Origin of the sequence: Collinsella ihumii (genome assembly GCF_030385545.1) — a bacterium.
In the GTDB taxonomy this organism is placed as follows: Bacteria; Actinomycetota; Coriobacteriia; order Coriobacteriales; family Coriobacteriaceae; genus Collinsella; species Collinsella ihumii.
In genome coordinates this window covers 323,760-341,814 of the sequence record NZ_JAUEIQ010000002.1, presented here as the reverse complement: position 1 = coordinate 341,814, position 18,055 = coordinate 323,760, and the positions used below count along the sequence as shown (strand labels likewise).

19 protein-coding genes are annotated in these 18,055 nt (G+C 63.6%); 12 read left to right on the top strand and 7 right to left on the bottom strand.

Translation table 11 applies throughout. The features are described 5' to 3' along the window. Positions 1–108 precede the first annotated feature (108 nt). Entirely contained in the window at positions 109–429 is a 321-nt protein-coding gene (trxA, locus tag QVN30_RS03730; protein ID WP_289835514.1) for a thioredoxin, read from the bottom strand. A 194-nt stretch (positions 430–623) separates the two neighbouring features. Here trxA and QVN30_RS03725 point away from each other — a divergent pair, with 194 nt between their 5' ends. From QVN30_RS03725 to QVN30_RS03705, 5 genes are all read left to right on the top strand, one after another. After that, positions 624–1,199 carry a hypothetical protein gene (locus QVN30_RS03725; RefSeq protein ID WP_289835513.1) on the top strand — a complete coding sequence of 192 codons (576 nt, stop codon included), beginning with the start codon at positions 624–626 and terminating at the stop codon, positions 1,197–1,199. Positions 1,200–1,325: 126 nt separating this feature from the next. After that, the gene (gene nadA / locus QVN30_RS03720; protein WP_289835512.1) at positions 1,326–2,258 is read left to right on the top strand and encodes a quinolinate synthase NadA; all 933 of its coding nucleotides are present in this window, start codon (positions 1,326–1,328) and stop codon (positions 2,256–2,258) included. A 3-nt stretch (positions 2,259–2,261) separates the two neighbouring features. Further along, positions 2,262–3,629 carry an L-aspartate oxidase gene (locus tag QVN30_RS03715; protein ID WP_204571643.1) on the top strand — a complete coding sequence of 456 codons (1,368 nt, stop codon included), beginning with the start codon at positions 2,262–2,264 and terminating at the stop codon, positions 3,627–3,629. Next, on the top strand, positions 3,626–4,480 hold the full coding sequence (gene nadC / locus QVN30_RS03710) for a carboxylating nicotinate-nucleotide diphosphorylase (RefSeq protein WP_289835511.1): 855 nt from the start codon (positions 3,626–3,628) through the stop codon (positions 4,478–4,480). Before QVN30_RS03715 ends, nadC begins: the two co-directional genes overlap by 4 nt. 37 nt (positions 4,481–4,517) lie before the next feature. Beyond that, positions 4,518–5,063 (top strand): transcription repressor NadR, encoded by a 546-nt coding sequence (locus QVN30_RS03705; RefSeq protein ID WP_066831443.1) that lies wholly within the window; start codon positions 4,518–4,520, stop codon positions 5,061–5,063. Between the two features lie 133 nt (positions 5,064–5,196). On the opposite strand, the gene QVN30_RS03700 is transcribed toward QVN30_RS03705, so the two are convergent. The 4 genes from QVN30_RS03700 to QVN30_RS03685 form a co-directional block, all read right to left on the bottom strand. Continuing rightward, positions 5,197–6,528, bottom strand: a complete 1,332-nt coding sequence (locus tag QVN30_RS03700) for an SLC13 family permease (RefSeq protein WP_066831445.1) — start codon at positions 6,526–6,528, stop codon at positions 5,197–5,199. A gap of 76 nt (positions 6,529–6,604) precedes the next feature. After that, on the bottom strand, positions 6,605–7,513 hold the full coding sequence (locus tag QVN30_RS03695) for an MBL fold metallo-hydrolase (protein WP_066831448.1): 909 nt from the start codon (positions 7,511–7,513) through the stop codon (positions 6,605–6,607). Positions 7,514–7,778: 265 nt separating this feature from the next. Next, positions 7,779–8,690, bottom strand: a complete 912-nt coding sequence (locus QVN30_RS03690) for a LysR family transcriptional regulator (protein WP_066831451.1) — start codon at positions 8,688–8,690, stop codon at positions 7,779–7,781. Between the two features lie 133 nt (positions 8,691–8,823). After that, a complete protein-coding gene (locus QVN30_RS03685) occupies positions 8,824–9,006 on the bottom strand; it encodes a DUF362 domain-containing protein (protein ID WP_066831455.1) in 183 nt (60 codons plus the stop codon). Positions 9,007–9,383: 377 nt separating this feature from the next. Here QVN30_RS03685 and dnaK point away from each other — a divergent pair, with 377 nt between their 5' ends. From dnaK to QVN30_RS03665, 4 genes are all read left to right on the top strand, one after another. Continuing rightward, positions 9,384–11,282 (top strand): molecular chaperone DnaK, encoded by a 1,899-nt coding sequence (gene dnaK, locus QVN30_RS03680; RefSeq protein WP_066831458.1) that lies wholly within the window; start codon positions 9,384–9,386, stop codon positions 11,280–11,282. Positions 11,283–11,284: 2 nt separating this feature from the next. Then, positions 11,285–12,112 (top strand): nucleotide exchange factor GrpE, encoded by an 828-nt coding sequence (locus QVN30_RS03675; protein WP_204565186.1) that lies wholly within the window; start codon positions 11,285–11,287, stop codon positions 12,110–12,112. A 103-nt stretch (positions 12,113–12,215) separates the two neighbouring features. Next, positions 12,216–13,172, top strand: a complete 957-nt coding sequence (locus tag QVN30_RS03670) for a DnaJ C-terminal domain-containing protein (RefSeq protein ID WP_066831461.1) — start codon at positions 12,216–12,218, stop codon at positions 13,170–13,172. Between the two features lie 62 nt (positions 13,173–13,234). Continuing rightward, positions 13,235–13,648, top strand: coding sequence for a heat shock protein transcriptional repressor HspR (locus tag QVN30_RS03665; protein ID WP_289835510.1), 414 nt, complete (start codon positions 13,235–13,237; stop codon positions 13,646–13,648). Between the two features lie 84 nt (positions 13,649–13,732). Here QVN30_RS03665 and QVN30_RS03660 read toward each other — a convergent pair whose 3' ends face one another. Continuing rightward, positions 13,733–14,605: a LysR family transcriptional regulator gene (locus tag QVN30_RS03660; protein ID WP_204565188.1), complete on the bottom strand. Its 873-nt coding sequence runs from the start codon at positions 14,603–14,605 to the stop codon at positions 13,733–13,735. A 70-nt stretch (positions 14,606–14,675) separates the two neighbouring features. After that, a complete protein-coding gene (locus tag QVN30_RS03655) occupies positions 14,676–15,311 on the bottom strand; it encodes a TetR/AcrR family transcriptional regulator (protein ID WP_289835509.1) in 636 nt (211 codons plus the stop codon). Between the two features lie 179 nt (positions 15,312–15,490). Between QVN30_RS03655 and QVN30_RS03650 the strand changes: the two genes are divergently transcribed. The 3 genes from QVN30_RS03650 (at position 15,491) to QVN30_RS03640 (ending at position 17,970) form a co-directional block, all read left to right on the top strand. Continuing rightward, complete coding sequence (locus tag QVN30_RS03650; RefSeq protein WP_289835508.1) at positions 15,491–16,666, top strand: iron-containing alcohol dehydrogenase; 1,176 nt, start codon at positions 15,491–15,493, stop codon at positions 16,664–16,666. Between the two features lie 106 nt (positions 16,667–16,772). After that, positions 16,773–17,237, top strand: coding sequence for a flavodoxin (locus QVN30_RS03645; protein WP_289835507.1), 465 nt, complete (start codon positions 16,773–16,775; stop codon positions 17,235–17,237). 46 nt (positions 17,238–17,283) lie between these two features. Beyond that, positions 17,284–17,970 carry a flavodoxin gene (locus QVN30_RS03640; RefSeq protein WP_289835506.1) on the top strand — a complete coding sequence of 229 codons (687 nt, stop codon included), beginning with the start codon at positions 17,284–17,286 and terminating at the stop codon, positions 17,968–17,970. Positions 17,971–18,055: the final 85 nt, after the last annotated feature.

The following is an 18,055-nucleotide window of genomic DNA, read 5'->3' as shown; positions in this document are numbered from 1 at the left end:
TCCGCGCTGCGGCTCATGAGGTGCAACGAAATGACGCGAGGGGCCCGCGTGCGAGCCCCTCGCGTCTTGAGGGAAGGCGCCTTGTTGGAAGGAGGGGGAGAAGTGGATTTACAGCGCCTTGGAGATTTCTGCAGCCAGACGGGCCTTGGGCATGGCGCCGACGGTGCGCATGGCCTCGTCGCCGGATTTGAGCATCACGAGCGTGGGGATGGACATCACGCCGTACTTCATGGCGATGTCCTGGTTCTCGTCGACGTTGCACTTGGCGACGACGAGCTTGCCGTCGAGCTCGTCCGCGAGCTCGTCGACGATCGGCGAGAGCGTGCGGCACGGGCCGCACCACGGGGCCCAGAAGTCGATGAGGACGGGCAGGTCGGATGTGAGCAGGTCGTTGAAGTTCTGCGGGGTGACCTCGATGAGCTTTGCCATGGGTTCCTCCTATGCGTCGGCGCGCATGCGCGCGGAGCTGTCTAATACGATGGGGGTTATACCCATATGTCGGGGCGTGATGCACCGCGTTGGGCGGAATTGGGCGCGGGCCCGAAATGACGGAGCGAAAGCTGCCAGCCGCCCCCGGTGCGCGGCGCGGTATGATGCTAACCACGGTGAAGAAAGGGGCTGCCATGCGCATATCCGTCTCCGAGAGGAAAGAGGCCATCGCGCGCGCGACCGAGCAGGAGCTCGCCTCGCTCGGGCGTCGCGGCGTGCGCATGACGGGCAACGCCTATTCCCCCATCGTGCTGGTCAAAGGCGAGTTGAACCAGGCCGAGCGCGCAGGCGGCGAGCTGCTGGGCGGGGCGGACGGTACGGCGCTGCGCGCCGCCTTGACCGCAATCGGCTACGCGCCCGAGGACTTCTGTGCGCTGTCGTCGGTCTGCGGCGTGGCCGAGGAGGCGGTAGTACCCGGGGAGGCACTACCGACCGAGCTGTTCCGCGAGGCGCTCGAGGCACTCGACCCCGAGGCGGTGCTTCTGCTCGATGACGCCGCGGCGGACGCCATGCGCGAGGCCTACGCCGACGCCCTCGTCGTGATCGAGGATTTCGATACGGCGATGTTGCGCCCGGGGCTGGTGGCGCACGTGCTCGGGCGCCGGGTGCTCGCCCTCGACGGCTTTGAGGCCTCGCTTTCCGACAAGCGCGAAAAGCAGCGCATGTGGGCCTATATCAAGCAGCTGCCGCCCGCAGGCGCCCCCTATTAAGGGCTGCGGCGGCGTGAGTGCGCCGTTCCGTGGATATCACATGCTGTCTTGACAGGTGTCTTGTCACCTGTCATCACCCGTGGCATACTCCTCGGCCAGGCATATGCGCCAAGGGGAGGAGACCTGATGTCGCAAGATCTGGCTGCCGAGACGGCGGCGCGCATAGAGCAACTGAAAAAGGAGCGCGACGCGGTGGTGCTCGCGCATTATTACGTGCCGGCCGAGGTGCAGGCGGTCGCCGATTACGTGGGCGACTCGTTTGCGCTCGCCAAGCTGGCGGTCGACCTGCCGCAGAAGGTGCTCGTGATTGCGGGCGTCGAGTTCATGGGCGAGAGCATGAAGCTTTTGAATCCCGCCAAGACGGTGCTCATGCCCGAGCCTGCGGCAGGCTGCCCGATGGCCCACATGGTGCGCGAGCAGACGATCGCCGACGCCCGCGCGACCTATGGGGACGACGTGGCGGTGGTCTGCTACGTGAACTCGACGGCGCACGCTAAGAGCCTGTCGGATGTGTGCGTGACCTCGTCGAACGCGGTGCCCGTCGTGCGCGCGCTGCCCCAGCACCACATCCTGTTCATTCCGGATCAAAACCTCGGCCGCTATGTGGCCGAGCAGGTGCCCCAAAAGCACATCATCTTGAATGACGGCTGCTGCCCGTTCCACAATGCGATCGCGGCGGGCGAGGTCGCATCGCTGAAGGAGGCGCACCCTGCGGCCAAGGTGCTCGCCCACCCCGAGTGCACCCGCGAGGTGCTCGAGCTTGCCGATTGCATCGGGTCGACGGCCGAGATCATCGCCTACGCCGCCGAAAACGCGGCCGATGAGTTCATCGTCGTGACGATGGAGGGGGTCGCCGCCGAGCTGGCGCGTCGCTGTGGCGCGGGTAAGCGCTTCTGGTTCGTGCATGACTCGTCGTGCCCCGAGATGGACAAGATCACGCTCGAGCGGGTGCGCGCCTGCCTGGAGGATATGTCCGGTGCGGTCGAGCTGCCCGACGAGGCGACGTGCACGCGTGCCGCCGCCGCGCTTACGCGCATGCTCGAGGTTAGCGGGAGGTAGAAGATGGCACCGACTGATACCGAGGCGCGCCCGAGCGATATCGCCTGCGACGTGGTGATCGTCGGCTGCGGCGTGGCCGGCCTCTACACCGCGTTGAACCTGCCGCGGACCACCTCGATTGTCATGCTCTCGAAAGGGGCGATCGAGGAGTGCGACTCCATGCTCGCCCAAGGCGGCATCTGCGTGCTGCCCGAAGCGGATGATTTTGAGGCCTATCGGGAGGATACGCTGCGTGCGGGCCATTACGAGAACCGGCTCGACACCACCGAGATCATGATTCGCGACAGCCGTACGGTCGTAAACGACCTGGTTGCCTGCGGCGTCGACCTGGGGCGCGACGAGACCGGCGCGCTCGCGTTCACCCGCGAGGGGGCGCACAGCCGTCCGCGCATCTGCTACCACGAGGACGTGACCGGCCAGGAGATCACGACCAAGCTGCTTGCCTGCGTGCGCCGCCTGCCCAACGTGCGGATTTTAGAGCACGTGGCGATGGTCGATTTGATTGACGGGCAAGGCGGTGCCTGCGCGGGCGTGGTGGCGCGCCCGGTGGAGGAGAGTCGCTCGTGCGAGCGGGCAAGTGAGTTGGCACACGAGGCGGTCCCGACCTTTGCCATCCGCGCCGGCGCCACGGTGCTCGCCTGCGGCGGCATCGGCGGGCTGTATGAGCGCTCGACCAACTATCCGCAGCTCACGGGCGATGCGTGCGACATCGCCGCGGCGCACGGTGCTGTGCTCGAGCACATGGACTACGTCCAGATCCACCCCACGAGCCTCTATACGGGCGAGGGCACGTGCGGCCGTGCCTTTCTCATCTCGGAGTCCTGCCGCGGCGAAGGCGCGATTCTCATCAACCGCGCCGGCGAGCGCTTCTGCGACGAACTGCAGCCGCGCGACGTGGTCTCGCAGGCGATTTTTGCCCAGATGGAAGCCGACGGGATGCCGTATGTGCGCCTGTCGTTCGAGCGCATCCCGCACGAGGTCATCCGTGGGCACTTCGCCCACATCTGCGAGCGCTGCCTCGAGGCAGGCTACGATATCTGTCGGGAACCCGTACCCGTGGTGCCCGCGCAGCACTATTTCATGGGCGGCATCCATGTCGACACCGATGCGGCGACCGGCGTGGCAGGGCTGTATGCCGTGGGCGAGACGAGCTGTACCGGCGTGCACGGCAAAAACCGCCTGGCGAGCAACAGCCTGCTCGAGGCGCTCGTCTTTGCGCGCCGCGCCGCCTATCGAATCGCGTGCGGCAAAAGCCTTGCGCCCGAGACGATCGGCGAGCCCGCACTCGACGGCCGCCACCGCCCGTGCGGGATCCCGGACGCCGCCATCGACGCCTTGTGCGCCCCATCTTCTGGAGAGGACCTGTCATGAACCCCATCACCATGCGCCTGTATGCCGACGATGCGATCCTGCGCGCCCTGCGCGAGGACATCACCTTTGAGGACGTGAGCACCGCCTCGGTCTGCTCCACCCCGCGTGCGGCCGAGGTCCAGCTGATCGCCAAGGCGGACGGCGTGCTCGCGGGCCTCGATGTTTTTGAGCGCGCGTTTACTCTGCTCGACGAGGGCGTGTCTGTCGAGCGCTTTGCGTCTGACGGCGATACGGTCGTGCCCGGCGAGCTTGTGGCGTATGTGCGCGGCGACGCGCGCGCTCTGCTTTCGGGCGAGCGCGTGGCCCTGAATTTCCTGCAGCGCATGAGCGGGATCGCGACGTACACGCGCCGTATGGCCCGCGCGCTCGAGGGGACCAACACCGTGCTGGTGGACACGCGCAAGACCACGCCGGGCCTGCGCATCTTCGAGAAGGAGGCTGTCGCGATCGGCGGCGGGCGCAACCACCGCTACAACCTCTCGACCGCTGTCATGCTGAAAGACAACCATATCGACGCGGCGGGCGGCATCGCGCAGGCGGTCGCCGCGGCGCGGCGTCACGCCTCGTTTACCTGCACGGTCGAGGTGGAATGCGAAAACCTCGCCATGGTGCGCGAGGCGCTCGAGGCGGGTGCGGATATCATCATGCTCGACAACATGACGCATGAGGCCATGGCCGAGGCGATTCGCCTGATTGACGGTCGGGCGCGCACCGAGGCGTCCGGCAATGTCGATGCGGACAACATCCGCGCTCTGGCCGACCTCGGCGTGGACTACATCTCGTCGGGCGCGCTTACGCACTCGGCCCCGATTCTCGACCTCTCGCTCAAGCACCTGCGCCTGTTGGATTAAAGTCAGATATGTTGGGTCAGCAAGAGGAAGGGTGTGCATGAACGGATCTGAGCGGCGACATGCGATCGTGAGCGAGCTGCGGTCGGCGTCCGGGCCGGTGTCGGGCCGTGCGCTGGCGGAGGCTGTCGGCGTGAGCCGCCAGGTCGTGGTGCAAGACATCGCCCTTCTGCGCGCCGACGGGCACGATATCGTCGCCACGAGCCGCGGGTATGTGCTGCGCGACGCGACCGCGCCGGCGGTGCCCACCCGCCTCATCAAGGTCCACCACACCCTAGAGCAGCTGGGCGACGAGCTCAACACCATCGTCGATTGGGGCGGCACGGTCCTGAACGTCATGGTGAACCATCGCGTCTACGGGGCGATCACCGCCGATCTGGACGTGCGCAACCGCCGCGACGTCGAGCGCTACCTCGAGGGCATCCGCTCGGGCAAGAGCTTCCCGCTCATGACCGTGACGAGCGGCTACCACTTCCACCGCATCGCGGCCGACAGCGAGGAGGCGCTCGACGAGATAGAGGCCGCGCTCGCCGCCAAGGGCTATCTGGCCGAGGTCTTTCCCTACGAAAAAGACGTGGTCGAGTAGGGCCTTTTGGCTACGAATCCGAACAATCTGCCGCTTTCCCCGTAATCGAAAAAGGCCCAATCCGGAGCGCGGATTGGGCCTGCAAAGGAGGGAGAGCAAATGTTGCTGGATGGTTGCTGGGTAACACCGAATCTTAGAAGATCGGGTACAGGATGGACAGCCAGACGACCAGAACGAGGATGAACAGGATGGTCGGGAACCAGCCCATCTTGAACATGGTCTTGAGGTCGTAGCCGCCGGCGCCCATGCAGTAGGCAACAGAAGCCGTTGCGGTCGGCATGATGAACGCGATTTGCGTAGAAGCCTGGACGCAGATGAGGCTGCCAACGGGATCGGCGCCAAGGCTCATGCAGATCTGAATGGCGATGGGGTAGAAGATGAAGTTCGTCGTGCGGTTGTTGAGGAAGTTGGTGCAGATGTAGGGGCCGACCGAAAGCATCAGGTAGTACAGCGGCGTGATCGGGAAGTTGTTGACGACAGAGGCGACAGCGTTGCCGATCATATCGCCAGCACCGGTCTTCGCCAGGGCGCTTGCCATAACGAGGCCGCCGACGAACATGAGCCAGACCCACAGGGGGATGGCCTTGGAGGCCTCTTTGGGCTTGAGGACGCCGGTGAAGATCATGAGCAGGGCACCCGCCAGGGTGATGTTCCAGTTCTCCAGGACAAACGGCAGCTCAAACACGTTAATCACAAGCAGGCCGATGGTGACGCCGAAGAAGATGACCAGCGCTGCGGTCTCGTGGAAGCTGGAGAGCGGAGCCTTCTCGAGCGCCTTCTTGGCGCGCTCGCTGCCGCCACCCTCCATATCGTCGATGCCGACGATAGAGACGACCGGGCGGTCGGGGGTGAACTTGGTGGCGATGAAGCAGCAGTAGATGAACGAGACGATCAGGACGGGCAGGCGGCCGATCATAGGATCGAAGATCTCAGCGGTCGGGGCAGCGCCCAAGGCCTCGAGCTGAGCATTGTACTGAGCGTACATGGTCGCGCAGCCGCCGATGGGCAAAGATGCCATGTTGGCGATCGTCAAAACGGCGAAGGGGAACATGACCTTCGAGGGGCTGTAGCCCATATCCTCAACCGTTGCTGCCAGCATGGGCGACAGGATGCAGAAGACCGCCAGGGCGCTGGGGATGAACATATCGAGGATGACGCCGATGGCACCATATCCGAGCATGACCTTTGCCAGGCTGCCGTTTGAGACCCGGTGGACCAATTCGGCGATGCGGCGCACGAACTGCGTCTTGTTGAATCCTGCCGACACGACAAACATCGTGCATGTCAGAAGGCCCGTCGTGTTACCGAAGCTCTGAATGATGGCCTCTTCGTCGACGCAGCCGGTCACGAAGTACAGCAGGATGCCGAGCACCGTGGTGGTGGCGATTGACTTGTAGGGATTCCAGATGAACAACACCATAAGCAAGATGGTGATGGCAAAGCAGATCATGACCTGCATGTCCATATGGTCTCCTCCTTCCGTTACATGAACCTACGTTGAGATGGATTTCTTTGCAGCCAATTACCTCCCCTCGTTCAATCTATGCTGCTGAAATGCTGTTGCAGATGCTGTACCACTGGTACGGCTTGGGGTTGAACGCCACGCCGGGGTAGCCGTCCGCCTTCAGCACCCCGTTCACGCGCCCGAAGTACTCGTTTAAGTCCTCGCCCTTGGCGCGCGCGTTGTTGTGGTGCAGCGGCATCATGAGCTGGGCGCCCATGGCCTCCATCTGGCGGGCGTACTCCTCGGGGGTGTACGAGCGGATGCGGTGGCGAAGCATCAGGTTCGGGGCCTTGTCGCGCACGTGGCGCACGTGGTCGGGGTAGTCGCGCCCCGCCGAGAAGTCGATGCGGTAGTTCTGCGGGGTCTCGATCAGGAAGTTGAAGCAGAACATGTTTCCGAGACCGCTGCAGCTATTGGGGCCGGGAATGCCAAAGACCTCGCTGCCGGCATATGCGGAATCGCGGTCGCTGGGGCGAAGGAAACGGCCCTCGCGGAAGGCGCGGTTGTCGTGCGCGCCCGGGTAGACCGTGAGCGTGAAGTCGTCCAGGTAGTAGGTGTTGCCCGGGTACAGCGGCATGATGGCCCCATACGGGATGTCCTCCACACGGGCGAGCTCCTCGGCCGCACCCGCGGGCACCAGCACCCGCCCGTAGAACTTGTTCCAGAGGTCGCCGGCGATATTCATGTGGTCGCCGTGCACATGGCTGATCAAGATGTAGTCGGCGCCCGTGAAGTCATCGACGGAAAAACCCGTCTGGGCGTATACCTTCAGCGAATTTTCCTGGCGTTTATCGAGCGTCTCAAGACCCTTGAGGTTGTCGCCCTCCCAGTAGAAGGGGTCGGTGACGATCGTCTTGCCGTTGGGCAGCACCATCTCGTAGCACTGGACTGAGATCCAGCGGATGCGCAGCGCCTCGGACTGAACGGATTCGACATAGTCGCTCATACTGTGTCCTCCTGAATAGTGTGAAATGTGCCGGTGGCTTCACTCTATCGAAGGGCCATTGATGAGACAAACGACTTTTATTATTCATTTCAGGAAAAAAATTCAACAAAAATTGAAGCTCTCAGATGAACGGTCGCTTTGCGTGGATAAACGGTCGACCTGCGCAAATTTGTCTGGGGGAGCAAGAGGAACAAATTCGTTTTCTGTCAGTCCGCCAGAGGGGCATGGGCTATCGAATCGGTTGTCGCGGGAACGTGCTGGGCGACTACGCGTCGTGGCCGAAGAGGGATTGAATCGTTTCCTGGAGATACAGCAGCGACGGATCCGCCTGGTTGCCCTTGACGGTCACCATGCAGATTTGCTTTTCCGGCTCCGAGAGGCCGGGGAGGCACAGGTACCTGTATCCCGCATGGGTGAATGGCGGTTCGGCGACGATGGCGTTGCCCAATGCGTGCGTCACGGCGTTCAGGGCGCCTCGAACATCCCTGACGTACATGCGGTTGTTCGGCCATTTTCCCAGCTCGGTAAAGAATCGCTGCGCCGCCGCACCCGATTGCGTGCGGGTGATAATGTGGATGAAAGGCTTCTCGAGCCACCCATCCCCCTCGAGGACCGGATAGGGATACCCCTCGCGCGGCACAGCTTGAAGAATGAGGGGCGACTTGTCGGGCACCGCAAGCACGAGGCGGCAGGTGCGCAGCATCGTGTAGTCGAGCCCCGGCCGTTCGCGCGGACCATAGGCGAGGCAGACATCGATCCTGTTGTTCTCGAGATCTGTCAAAAGGCTGGCCGACCCGCCTTCGCGCACGGAGATGGAGCGCACATGCGGAAGCGCAAAATACCGCGGGAGAAGCTCGTCGAACACAAAGTCCGCGAAGCCCATGCCAAAGCCCAGGCGTATGGAATCGGCCTCGCTGTTTTTCATTTGCAGGATTCTGTTTTCGAGCTCCTCGTCGACGCGCATGATCTGTTTGGCATGGTCGACGTACACCTGGCCGATGGGCGTGAGGACCAGGCGCCTGCCCCGGCGGTAGAACAGCGGAGTTCCCAGCTCGTCCTCGATGCGGTGCAAAGATTTGCTCAGGGCGCTTTGCGTGATGCAGAGTCGGTCGGCCGCGGTGGTCAAGCTGCCTTGGTCGGCTATCTCTGCAATGTAGGAATAGTCTTTGATATTCATGCTCGCGCCCTTGGATTGCACCGAATGCTTTTTCGCTACCAAGTATGTAGTCTAGCGGAAACGAAAAAAGCCCGGCTCCTCGCGGAACCGGGCTTTTTGCTGCTCTGATGCGATCAGACGAGCGCGGGAGCAGTTACTCCTCGATCTCGGTGATGGCGCCGGCGGGGCAGGCCTCCTGGCAAGCGCCGCAGGCAACGCAGGAATCCTCGTCGGTCACGGTAGCAACGTCGTTGAGCTCGAGAACGCCCTGGGGGCAGGAGTCAACGCAAACGCCGCAGGCGATGCACTCGTCAGCATCAATGATAGGCTTGGCCATGGTCGTATCCTCTCTGTGCGATGTACAGTTCACCCGGCGACACAGGCGAATGCGCACCGAGTTGTTCTGCGCTTAACATACCACGCGAGGGCATCATTGCAACCCTCGAGAGGGTGATTTACATACCGTTCGCCGAGTCAACTGAGGTTGACTGCTCAGGTGCGCTCATGTGACAAAGCTGACAGGACGGTTTGCCGTGCTCAGCCGCCTGCGGAACGGCCCTCTCTCCACTTTTTTAGAAAATCTTATATGGAATGACTTAGATTTTGTATAAGTGGGCCTATAAGGGGATATAGTATGGTCGAACGAAAAAACGCGTGGCGCCGGGCCGAGGTCCGAGCCACCCGGCACGTAAAGGGAAAGAAGAGGGATATATCATGAGCAAGATTCTTGGTATCGACCTTGGTACTACCAACTCCGCCATGGCGGTTTTCGAGGGCGGCGACCCCACCATCATCGTGAACGCCGAGGGCGACCGCACCACCCCGTCCGTCGTGGGCTTCCGCGCCGACGGCGACCGCGTCGTGGGCAAGGCCGCTAAGAACCAGGCGGTCACCAACCCGAAGAACACCGTGTTCTCCATCAAGCGCTTCATGGGCCGCAAGTACTCCGAGGTCGGCTCTGAGATCAAGACCGTCCCGTATGAGGTCAAGGAGGGCCAGGGCGGCCGCGCCGTCGCCCACATCGACGGCGAGGACTACACGCCCGAGCAGGTCAGCGCCATGATCCTCCAGAAGATGAAGACCGACGCGGAGAAGTACCTGGGCGAGACCGTCACCGACGCCGTCATCACCGTCCCGGCCTACTTCAACGACTCCCAGCGCCAGGCCACCAAGGACGCGGGCAGGATCGCCGGCCTGAACGTCAAGCGCATCGTGAACGAGCCGACCGCGGCCGCGCTCGCCTACGGTCTCGACAAGCAGGGCACCGACCAGCGCATCCTCGTCTTCGACCTGGGCGGCGGCACGTTCGACGTCTCCATCCTGGACCTCGCCGACGGCGTGTTCGAGGTCCTGTCCACGTCCGGTGACAACCACCTGGGCGGCGACGACTGGGATCAGCGCGTCATCGACTGGCTGGCCGACAAGTTCCAGTCCGACAACGGCATCGACCTGCGTCAGGACCCCATGGCCCTGCAGCGCCTGAAGGAGGCCGCAGAGAACGCCAAGAAGGAGCTCTCCGCCGCCCAGCAGGCCACCATCAACCTGCCGTTCATCACCGCTGACGCCACCGGCCCCAAGCACCTCGACTACACGCTGACCCGCGCCGAGTTCGAGCGCATCACGCACGACCTGCTCGAGCGCTGCAAGCAGCCCGTCACCAACGCGCTTCGTGACGCCAACCTCAAGCTCTCCGACCTGACCGAGGTCATCCTCGTCGGCGGCTCCACCCGTATGCCCGCCGTTCAGGACCTCGTCAAGAACATGACCGGCAAGCAACCCAACATGTCCGTGAACCCCGACGAGGTCGTCGCCTGCGGCGCCGCCGTCCAGGGCGCGATCCTGTCCGGTGACGGCCCGTCCGACATCCTGCTGCTGGACGTGACCCCGCTTTCGCTCGGCGTCGAGACCATGGGCGGCATCATGACCAAGATGATCGACCGCAACACCACGATCCCGACCTCCAAGACCGAGATCTACTCCACCGCCGCCGACAACCAGACGAGCGTCGAGATCAACGTCCTGCAGGGCGAGCGCGAGCTGGCTCGCGACAACAAGAGCCTGGGCAAGTTCCAGCTGACCGGCATCCCCGCGGCTCGTCGCGGCGTGCCTCAGATCGAGGTCACCTTCGACATCGACGCCAACGGCATCGTGAAGGTCTCCGCCAAGGACAAGGGCACCGGCAAGGAGCAGCAGATCACCATCTCCGGCTCCACGGCGCTGTCCGACGAGGAAGTCGACCGCATGGTGAAGGACGCCGAGGCCCATGCCGAGGAGGACAAGAAGCAGAAGGAGGAGGTCGAGGTCCGCAACCAGACCGACAGCCTCGCCTACTCCACCGAGCAGACCCTCTCCGACCTGGGCGACAAGGTCAACGCCGACCTCAAGTCCAAGGCGGAGAACGCCATCGCCGAGGCGAAGAAGGCGCTCGAGGGCTCCGATGTGGACGCCATCAAGACCGCTGGCGACAACCTGCAGTCCGTCGCCTACGAGCTCGCGCAGATCGTCTACGCCGACGCCCAGCAGGCGACGGAGGGCGGCAACACCGGCTCCGCTGCCGGCGCTGACGACGATGTCGTCGATGCCGACTACGAGGTTGTCGACGAGGACAAGTAATCATGTCCGCCCGCAATGACCACACGGAGGCGGCCGCCGCTGCCGCCTCCGCGGATGCTGAGGAGAAGGACGTGAAGATTCCCGTAGAGGCAGCCGACGAGGCAACGGAGGCTGTCGAGACCGAGACCGCTGAGAACGAGCAGCCAGTCGAGCAGGAGGAGGTGCCCGCCATGACTGAAGAGGAGATGGTGGAGGCCGCAATCCGGGCAGGCGAAGAGGCCGCCAACGACGACTTCAAGGTGAAGTACGAGCAGGTTTCCGCCGAGCTCGCCGAGGTTCGCGCCGAGCTCGATGCCGCCGGCGAGGCGAAGGAGGCCGCCGAGGCGAAGGCCGCCGACGCCGTCGACCGCGCCACGCGCCTGCAGGCGGATTGGGAGAACTACCGCCGCCGCACGGCCGCCGAGCGCCTGGCCGAGCAGGCCCGCGCGACCGAGAAGCTCGTGACCGCCCTGCTGCCGGTCGTCGACGACATCGAGCGAGCGATCGCCCATGCGCGCTCCCAGGAGCTCGCCGACGACTTCAAGCAGTTCGTGGACGGCGTCGACGCGGTGCACAGCAAGCTGATGGGCGTGTTCGAGCACGAAGGGGTCGAGACGATCGATCCCAAGGGCGAGCCGTTCAACCCGCTTGAGCACCAGGCGGTCGGACGCGTCGAGGACGCCGACCAGTACGACGAGACGGTCAACGACGTGTATCAGAAGGGCTACCGCATGGGGGACCGCATCCTGCGTTCCGCCATGGTCACGGTGACCTATGGTGGCGCCAAGAGGCCTGCCGAGGAGGCGGAGCAAGCGCCAGAGGGCGAAGCCTCTGAGGGGACCGAGGAGTAAGACTCAAGGGCTCCGGGGCGCCAAGCTCCGGGGCCCTTATTCATGAGAGGGACGTGTGCGCCGCGCATCGTGCGGCGCGCAGGCAGAAAGGAGGGGGCGTACCATGCCGCAGGGCAAGAATTTCTATGATGTGTTGGGGGTCCAGAAGAACGCCTCCGACCAAGAGATCAAAAAGGCGTTCCGCAAGCTCGCGCAGAAGTACCATCCCGACGCGGGCGGCGACGAGGCGAAGTTCAAGGAGATCTCCGAGGCGTATGAGACGCTCTCGGATCCCAAGAAGCGCAAAGAGTATGACCAGATGCTGATGTTCGGCGGCATTCCGGGTGCCGGTGGAGGCGGTTACGCCTACTCCGGCGGCGCCGGCGCCGGCGGTTGGAGCGATATCTTCAGCAGCATCTTCAACGGAGACGGTGCGTTCGGTTCGGACTGGGCGTCGAACTTCGGCGGGATGGGCGGTGCCGGCTCGCGCGCTGCGAACCGGCCGCGCAAGGGCAGCGACCTGTCGCTTTCGGTCGATGTGTCGGCAGAGGACGCGTTCCGCGGCGTCACGCACAAGGTGACGTATCGAATCCCCTCGACCGGCGAGCAGCAGACCATCACGGTCAGCGTCCCCGCCGGAGCGGTCGATGGCGGCAAGCTGCGCTATAAGCGGCGCGGCGAGTACGGCGTCAACGGCGGCGAGCGCGGCGACCTGGTGGTCACCACCAATGTCGCCGAGCACCCGCTGTTCAAGCGCAAGGGAGCCGATGTCACCATGGAGCTGCCGATCTCGGTCTACGAGGCCGCGCTCGGTTGCGCCGTGGACGTGCCGACGCCCGGCGGTGCCACCGTGCGCCTCAAGGTGCCGGCGGGCACGCAAAGCGGCAAGACGTTCCGCTTCAAGGACATGGGCGCACCCGATGTGAAGCATCGCGGCCGCACGGGTGCTCTGCTGGTCAAGGTCGCCGTTCAGGTGCCGACGAGCCTGTCGGGAGACGAGAAGTCCGCACTCGAGAAGCTGCGCGACGCCGACCGGCGCGATTATCGCGCGGACGTGAACCGCTACCGCGCTAAGATGTAGGTGATTATCCGGCACCGGAAGGGCCGCGCGCCCTTCCGGTGCATGAAGGTCTGGGGATTGATATGGCTGATGATGCACGCAATAAACCGCTCTATATGATTTCGGTTGCCGCAGAGCTCACGGGCATGCATCCCCAGACCCTGCGCGTATACGAGTCCAAGGGGCTGGTGAATCCGCAGCGCTCGGGCGGCAACACGCGCCTGTATTCGCGCGCGGACATCGAGCGCCTGGAGCTCATCAACCAGCTGACCGACGAGGGCATCAACCTCGCTGGCGTGGTGCGCATCCTCGACATGAAGGAGCGCGCGGAGGAGCGCGAGCGCGAGATGGAGAAGCTCCGCGCTCGCGTGCGCAAGCTCGAGGAAGAGGTCCACGAGTTTAAGATGCAGAAGAAGATCACTGCGCTCGCCCCGCGGGACGGGTCGGCCGATCCGCATCAGGTTCTTCGAGGCCTGCTCGGGGGCGGCGACCTGTAGGTGCGTTGCCTGAAATTCTAGGGACAGTCCCTGAAATTTCACCATCGGAATGAAATTTCAGGGACTGTCCCTAGAATTTCAGGGTTATCCCCATAGCTCCCGAATCTTATCCAGAAAAACGCTGGCTGCCGGCGAGAACTCCTGGTAGCGCTTCCATGCGATGGTGACTTCGGCGTGAATGGCCGGTTCGAGCGGTCTGAACGCCAGGCCGCTGTCGAGAGAGGTGTCGACGATGCCCTCGAGGCTCACGACGTAGCCCACGCCGCGCCTTGCCAGCAGGGCGGCATTGAAAAGCAGGTTGTAGGTCGCCACGATATCCAGTTCGGCAAAATCATGCTTGAACCAGCTGCGCATCTCGCGGCTCGCCTGCCGTGAGAATATGAGCGGCCGGTCGATGAGGTCCTCTGCGCGTATCGCGCGCTTTTGCGCCAGCGGGTCATCGGCGCGCATGAAAACGCCCCAGGTGTCTTGCGCGGGAAGCTCGATGACCTCGTAGCGCGACAGATCGGTGTGCCCGATGAAGACGCCGAAGTCGAGCCGGCCGGTATCCAGCCGCTCGCTGACATCCTCGGCGTTGCCGCTGTAGAGGGAAAAACGCAAAAGCGGATAGGTCTCCTGCAGTTCCGCGACCGCGTCGGCGACAAGCCCCATGGCCTGCGTCTCACCGCCGCCGATGCGCACCTCGCCGGCAAGCGTGTCAGCCGATATGAGGAACTCGGCCTCCGTGCGCCCGACCAGATCGACGATCTCCTCAGCGCGACGGCGCAGCCGCATGCCGGCCTCGGTGAGCTCGATACGGCGGCTGCCGCGTTCGAACAGCTTGCAGCCGAGCTCGTGCTCGAGTTCCTGCATCTGGCGCGATAGCGACGGTTGCGAGATGTGCAACACGGTCGCGGCGCCCGAAATAGTGCCTTCGCGGGCGATCATCAAGAAATACTGGAGCGGGCGAAGTTCCATGGGGCCCTTTCGTTCGTTGCGGTCCTGTCGGCATCGGGGCGCGTCGGCCGAGCTGGTGCGAAGGTGCGCGCTACCGCGCCGCGAGGCACATGGCGATGAAGTCGCGCATGGTTCGCTGGAAGTCGACCTCATGGCGCTCGATGCCCAGTTCGGCGAGGGCCGCCGCCATGAGGGGGCTTCGGAAGCAGACGCTCACGTATCCGACGCCGTGGAAGTAGACGGTGGTGATGAGGTCCTCCATGCGCGCGCGGTCGAGCTCGAGGATGCTGGCAAGCCGGTCGGCGAATGCGTTCATGTCGGCATAGTAGCCGCGCTTGAACGCGACAAGCCGCTCGAGGCTCACGTTGATCTCGATGATGCCCGCCAGGATCTCGCCGAGGCGGAAATAGTCCTGGTGGGCGCTGGCGATGCCCGCCCATATCTCGGCTACGATGTCGGCACCAAAGCCGCATCCTTCCGGAAGCGCGGCGAGCAGCGCTTGAAAGTACGCGTGACATTCGTCGGCGTCGAGCGCGAGGAAGATCTCCTCTTTGGTGCTCGCGTACTTATAGATGTTGGCTCGCGACCAGTCGAGCTCCTCGGCAATGGTGGTCAGCGTGATTTCGTGATAGGGGCGCTGCGCGAACTGGCGCTTCGCCGCCGCCTTGATTTCCGCAAATCGCTGCGCCTTCTGTTCGTCGCTTCTCGCGCGCACAAATGATCCCATGGTCGTCTCCTGTAACACGTTTGTTCAGAACTATACCATACGCAACAAAATGACTCCTTCTCTCCTATGGAGATAACGTGACGTTGTGTCATTATGAAAATAAGAAACACAGTGTTAGTTATAGTTGAGCCAATCAGAAACAGCGTGTTGCTTTGGCTTCATCGACGGAAGGATTCGCCATGCTTGGTAATTTCACGTTCCACAATCCCGTCAAGCTCATCTTCGGCACGGACGCCATGAACATGCTCACCGACGAGCTGCGCGCCTACGGCCCGGTGGTCCAGCTCGTCTACGGCGGCGGCTCCATCAAGAAGAACGGAATCTACGACCAGGTTGTCAAAGCGCTTGAGGCTGCGGGCAAGACGGTGGTGGAGGATGCCGGCGTCATGCCCAACCCTACGGTCGAGAAGCTGAACGAGGGCATCAAGATCGCGCGCGACAACCATGTCGACTTCATCCTCGCGGTGGGCGGCGGTTCGTGCATCGACTATGCCAAGGGTGTCGCGGTGTCGGTGAATCTGCCCGAAGACGTCGACCCATGGCAGAAGTACTGGGTCGACTTCGAGGAGCCGACCTGTGATGTCGTGCCCGTCGGCTCGGTGCTCACCATGGTCGGCACCGGCTCCGAGATGAACTGCGGGTCGGTTATCACCAACCATGAGACCAAGATGAAGGTCGGGCACGTCTTCGCCAATCCCGACGTGTTCCCCAAGTTCGCCGTGCTGAACCCGGAGTTCACGTACACCCTGCCGGCCTATCAGATGGTCGCGGGCATCTTCGACATCATGAACCACATCACCGAGCAGTATTTCTCGGGCACCGACGACAGCACGAGCGACTACCTGTCTGAAGGCCTCATGCGCTCGCTCATCCATGCGAGCCGCGTTGCCGTGAAGAACCCGCATGACTACGAGGCGCGCTCGAACATCATGTGGTGCGCCACGTGGGCGCTCAACACGCTCGTCGCGTGCGGTAAGACCACGGACTGGGAGGTCCACATGCTCGGCCAGGCGGTGGGCGCGCACACCGACGCCACGCACGGCATGACCCTTGCCGCCGTCGCGCTGCCGTACTACCGCCTGATTATGCCCTATGGGGTGGCCAAGTTCGCGCGCTTCGCGACGAACGTGTGGGGTGTGTCGCCCGAGGGCAAAAGCGGCGAGGAGCTCGCCGCGGCCGGCCTGGATGCCATGGAGGCGTGGATGCGCGAGATCGGCTGCGTGATGAGCATCTCCGAGCTCGGCGCCACCGAGGACATGATCGAGGGCCTTGCGGACAGCACGCTGGTCATGCAGGGCGGCTACCACGTCCTCACGCGCGATGAGATCGTCCGCATCTTCCGTGAGAGCCTGTAGGTCTATCGAATGTGATGACATCGTGGCCCGTATGCGGGTCACGCTCAGTAACGGCAGGGGAGCCCGGCGGTGCGGGCGGCCTATGCGATGGAGGGGAGAGAAGATCATGGTAAAAACACTGGTGGCATATTTCTCGGCGAGCGGGGTGACGGAGCGCGTGGCGCGCAAGGTCGCGGAGGCGACGGGCGCCGACCTGTACCGAATCGAGCCCGCGGAGCCCTATACGGCGGCCGATCTGGACTGGCGCGACAAGGGTAGTCGCAGCTCGGTGGAGATGAACGATCCTTCGGGCCGTCCCGCGATTGCGGGAGGTGTTGCGGATATGGCCTCCTACGACACGGTGTTCGTGGGCTTCCCCGTCTGGTGGTATGTGGAGCCGCGCATCGTCGACACCTTCTTGGATGCGTACGATTTTGCGGGTAAGACGATGATCCCCTTCGCCACCTCGGGCGGCAGCGGCATCTCCGGTGCCGAGAAGAGCCTTGCTAAGCACTGCCCTTCGGCAACGTGGAAGCCCGGCCGTCTGCTCAACAGCGGCGATATCGCCGCTTGGGCCGCAGCGCAGGTGTAGGCAGGTCTCTTGACAGTCGATTCGTCCGTTTTTCGAGAGAATGGAGATGACCTTGTTCGATGTTGATTCGCCGGTCGAGCGCCGGGTGCTGCTGAGGCGCGCCGGTGCAGTTGCCGCCCTGCTTCCGCTGGGCGGACTGCTGTCCGCGTGCGGCGAGGTGGAGGCGGGCGCCAATGGCGACGAGCCGTCTGGTAGCGGTTCCGCCGCATCAGACGGCGCTTCGTCTGGCGTCGACCGGGCGTCGGCCGGGTCTGCCGGCTCTGTGTTGGTGGCGTATTTCTCGGCAACGGGCAACACCGCCGGCATAGCGAGCGCCGTTGCCGAGCATCTGGGTGCAGGCACCTTCGAGATCAGTCCTGCTCAGCCTTATGCAGATGCCGATCTCAATTACAACGACGATGGAAGCCGCGTGAGCCAGGAGCGCGCCTCGGATGCACGCCCTGAGCTTTCCCAAGATATCCCCGATGGTTTTGCCGATTACGATATTGTGTTTTTGGGTTATCCCATCTGGTGGGGTGAGGCCGCGTGGCCGCTGCGCACCTTCGTGGAGGCCAACGATTTTTCAGGCAAGGTCGTGGTTCCGTTTTGCACCTCGGCGAGCTCGGGAGTCGGTGGCAGTGGCGAGGCGTTGGCCGAGTTGGCCGGTGCGGGCGATTGGCGCGAAGGGTCGCGTTTCTCGGGCTCTGCCCCCACTTTCGATGTGGCCGACTGGGTCGACGGCCTAGGCCTGTAGGCGGCTCCGGACTTGCTTTACATGCGTCTTCGCTGCGGGGCGTTTTTCCCAGCAGCGTGGGCCGGCAGACGTCAAGAAGGTGCGT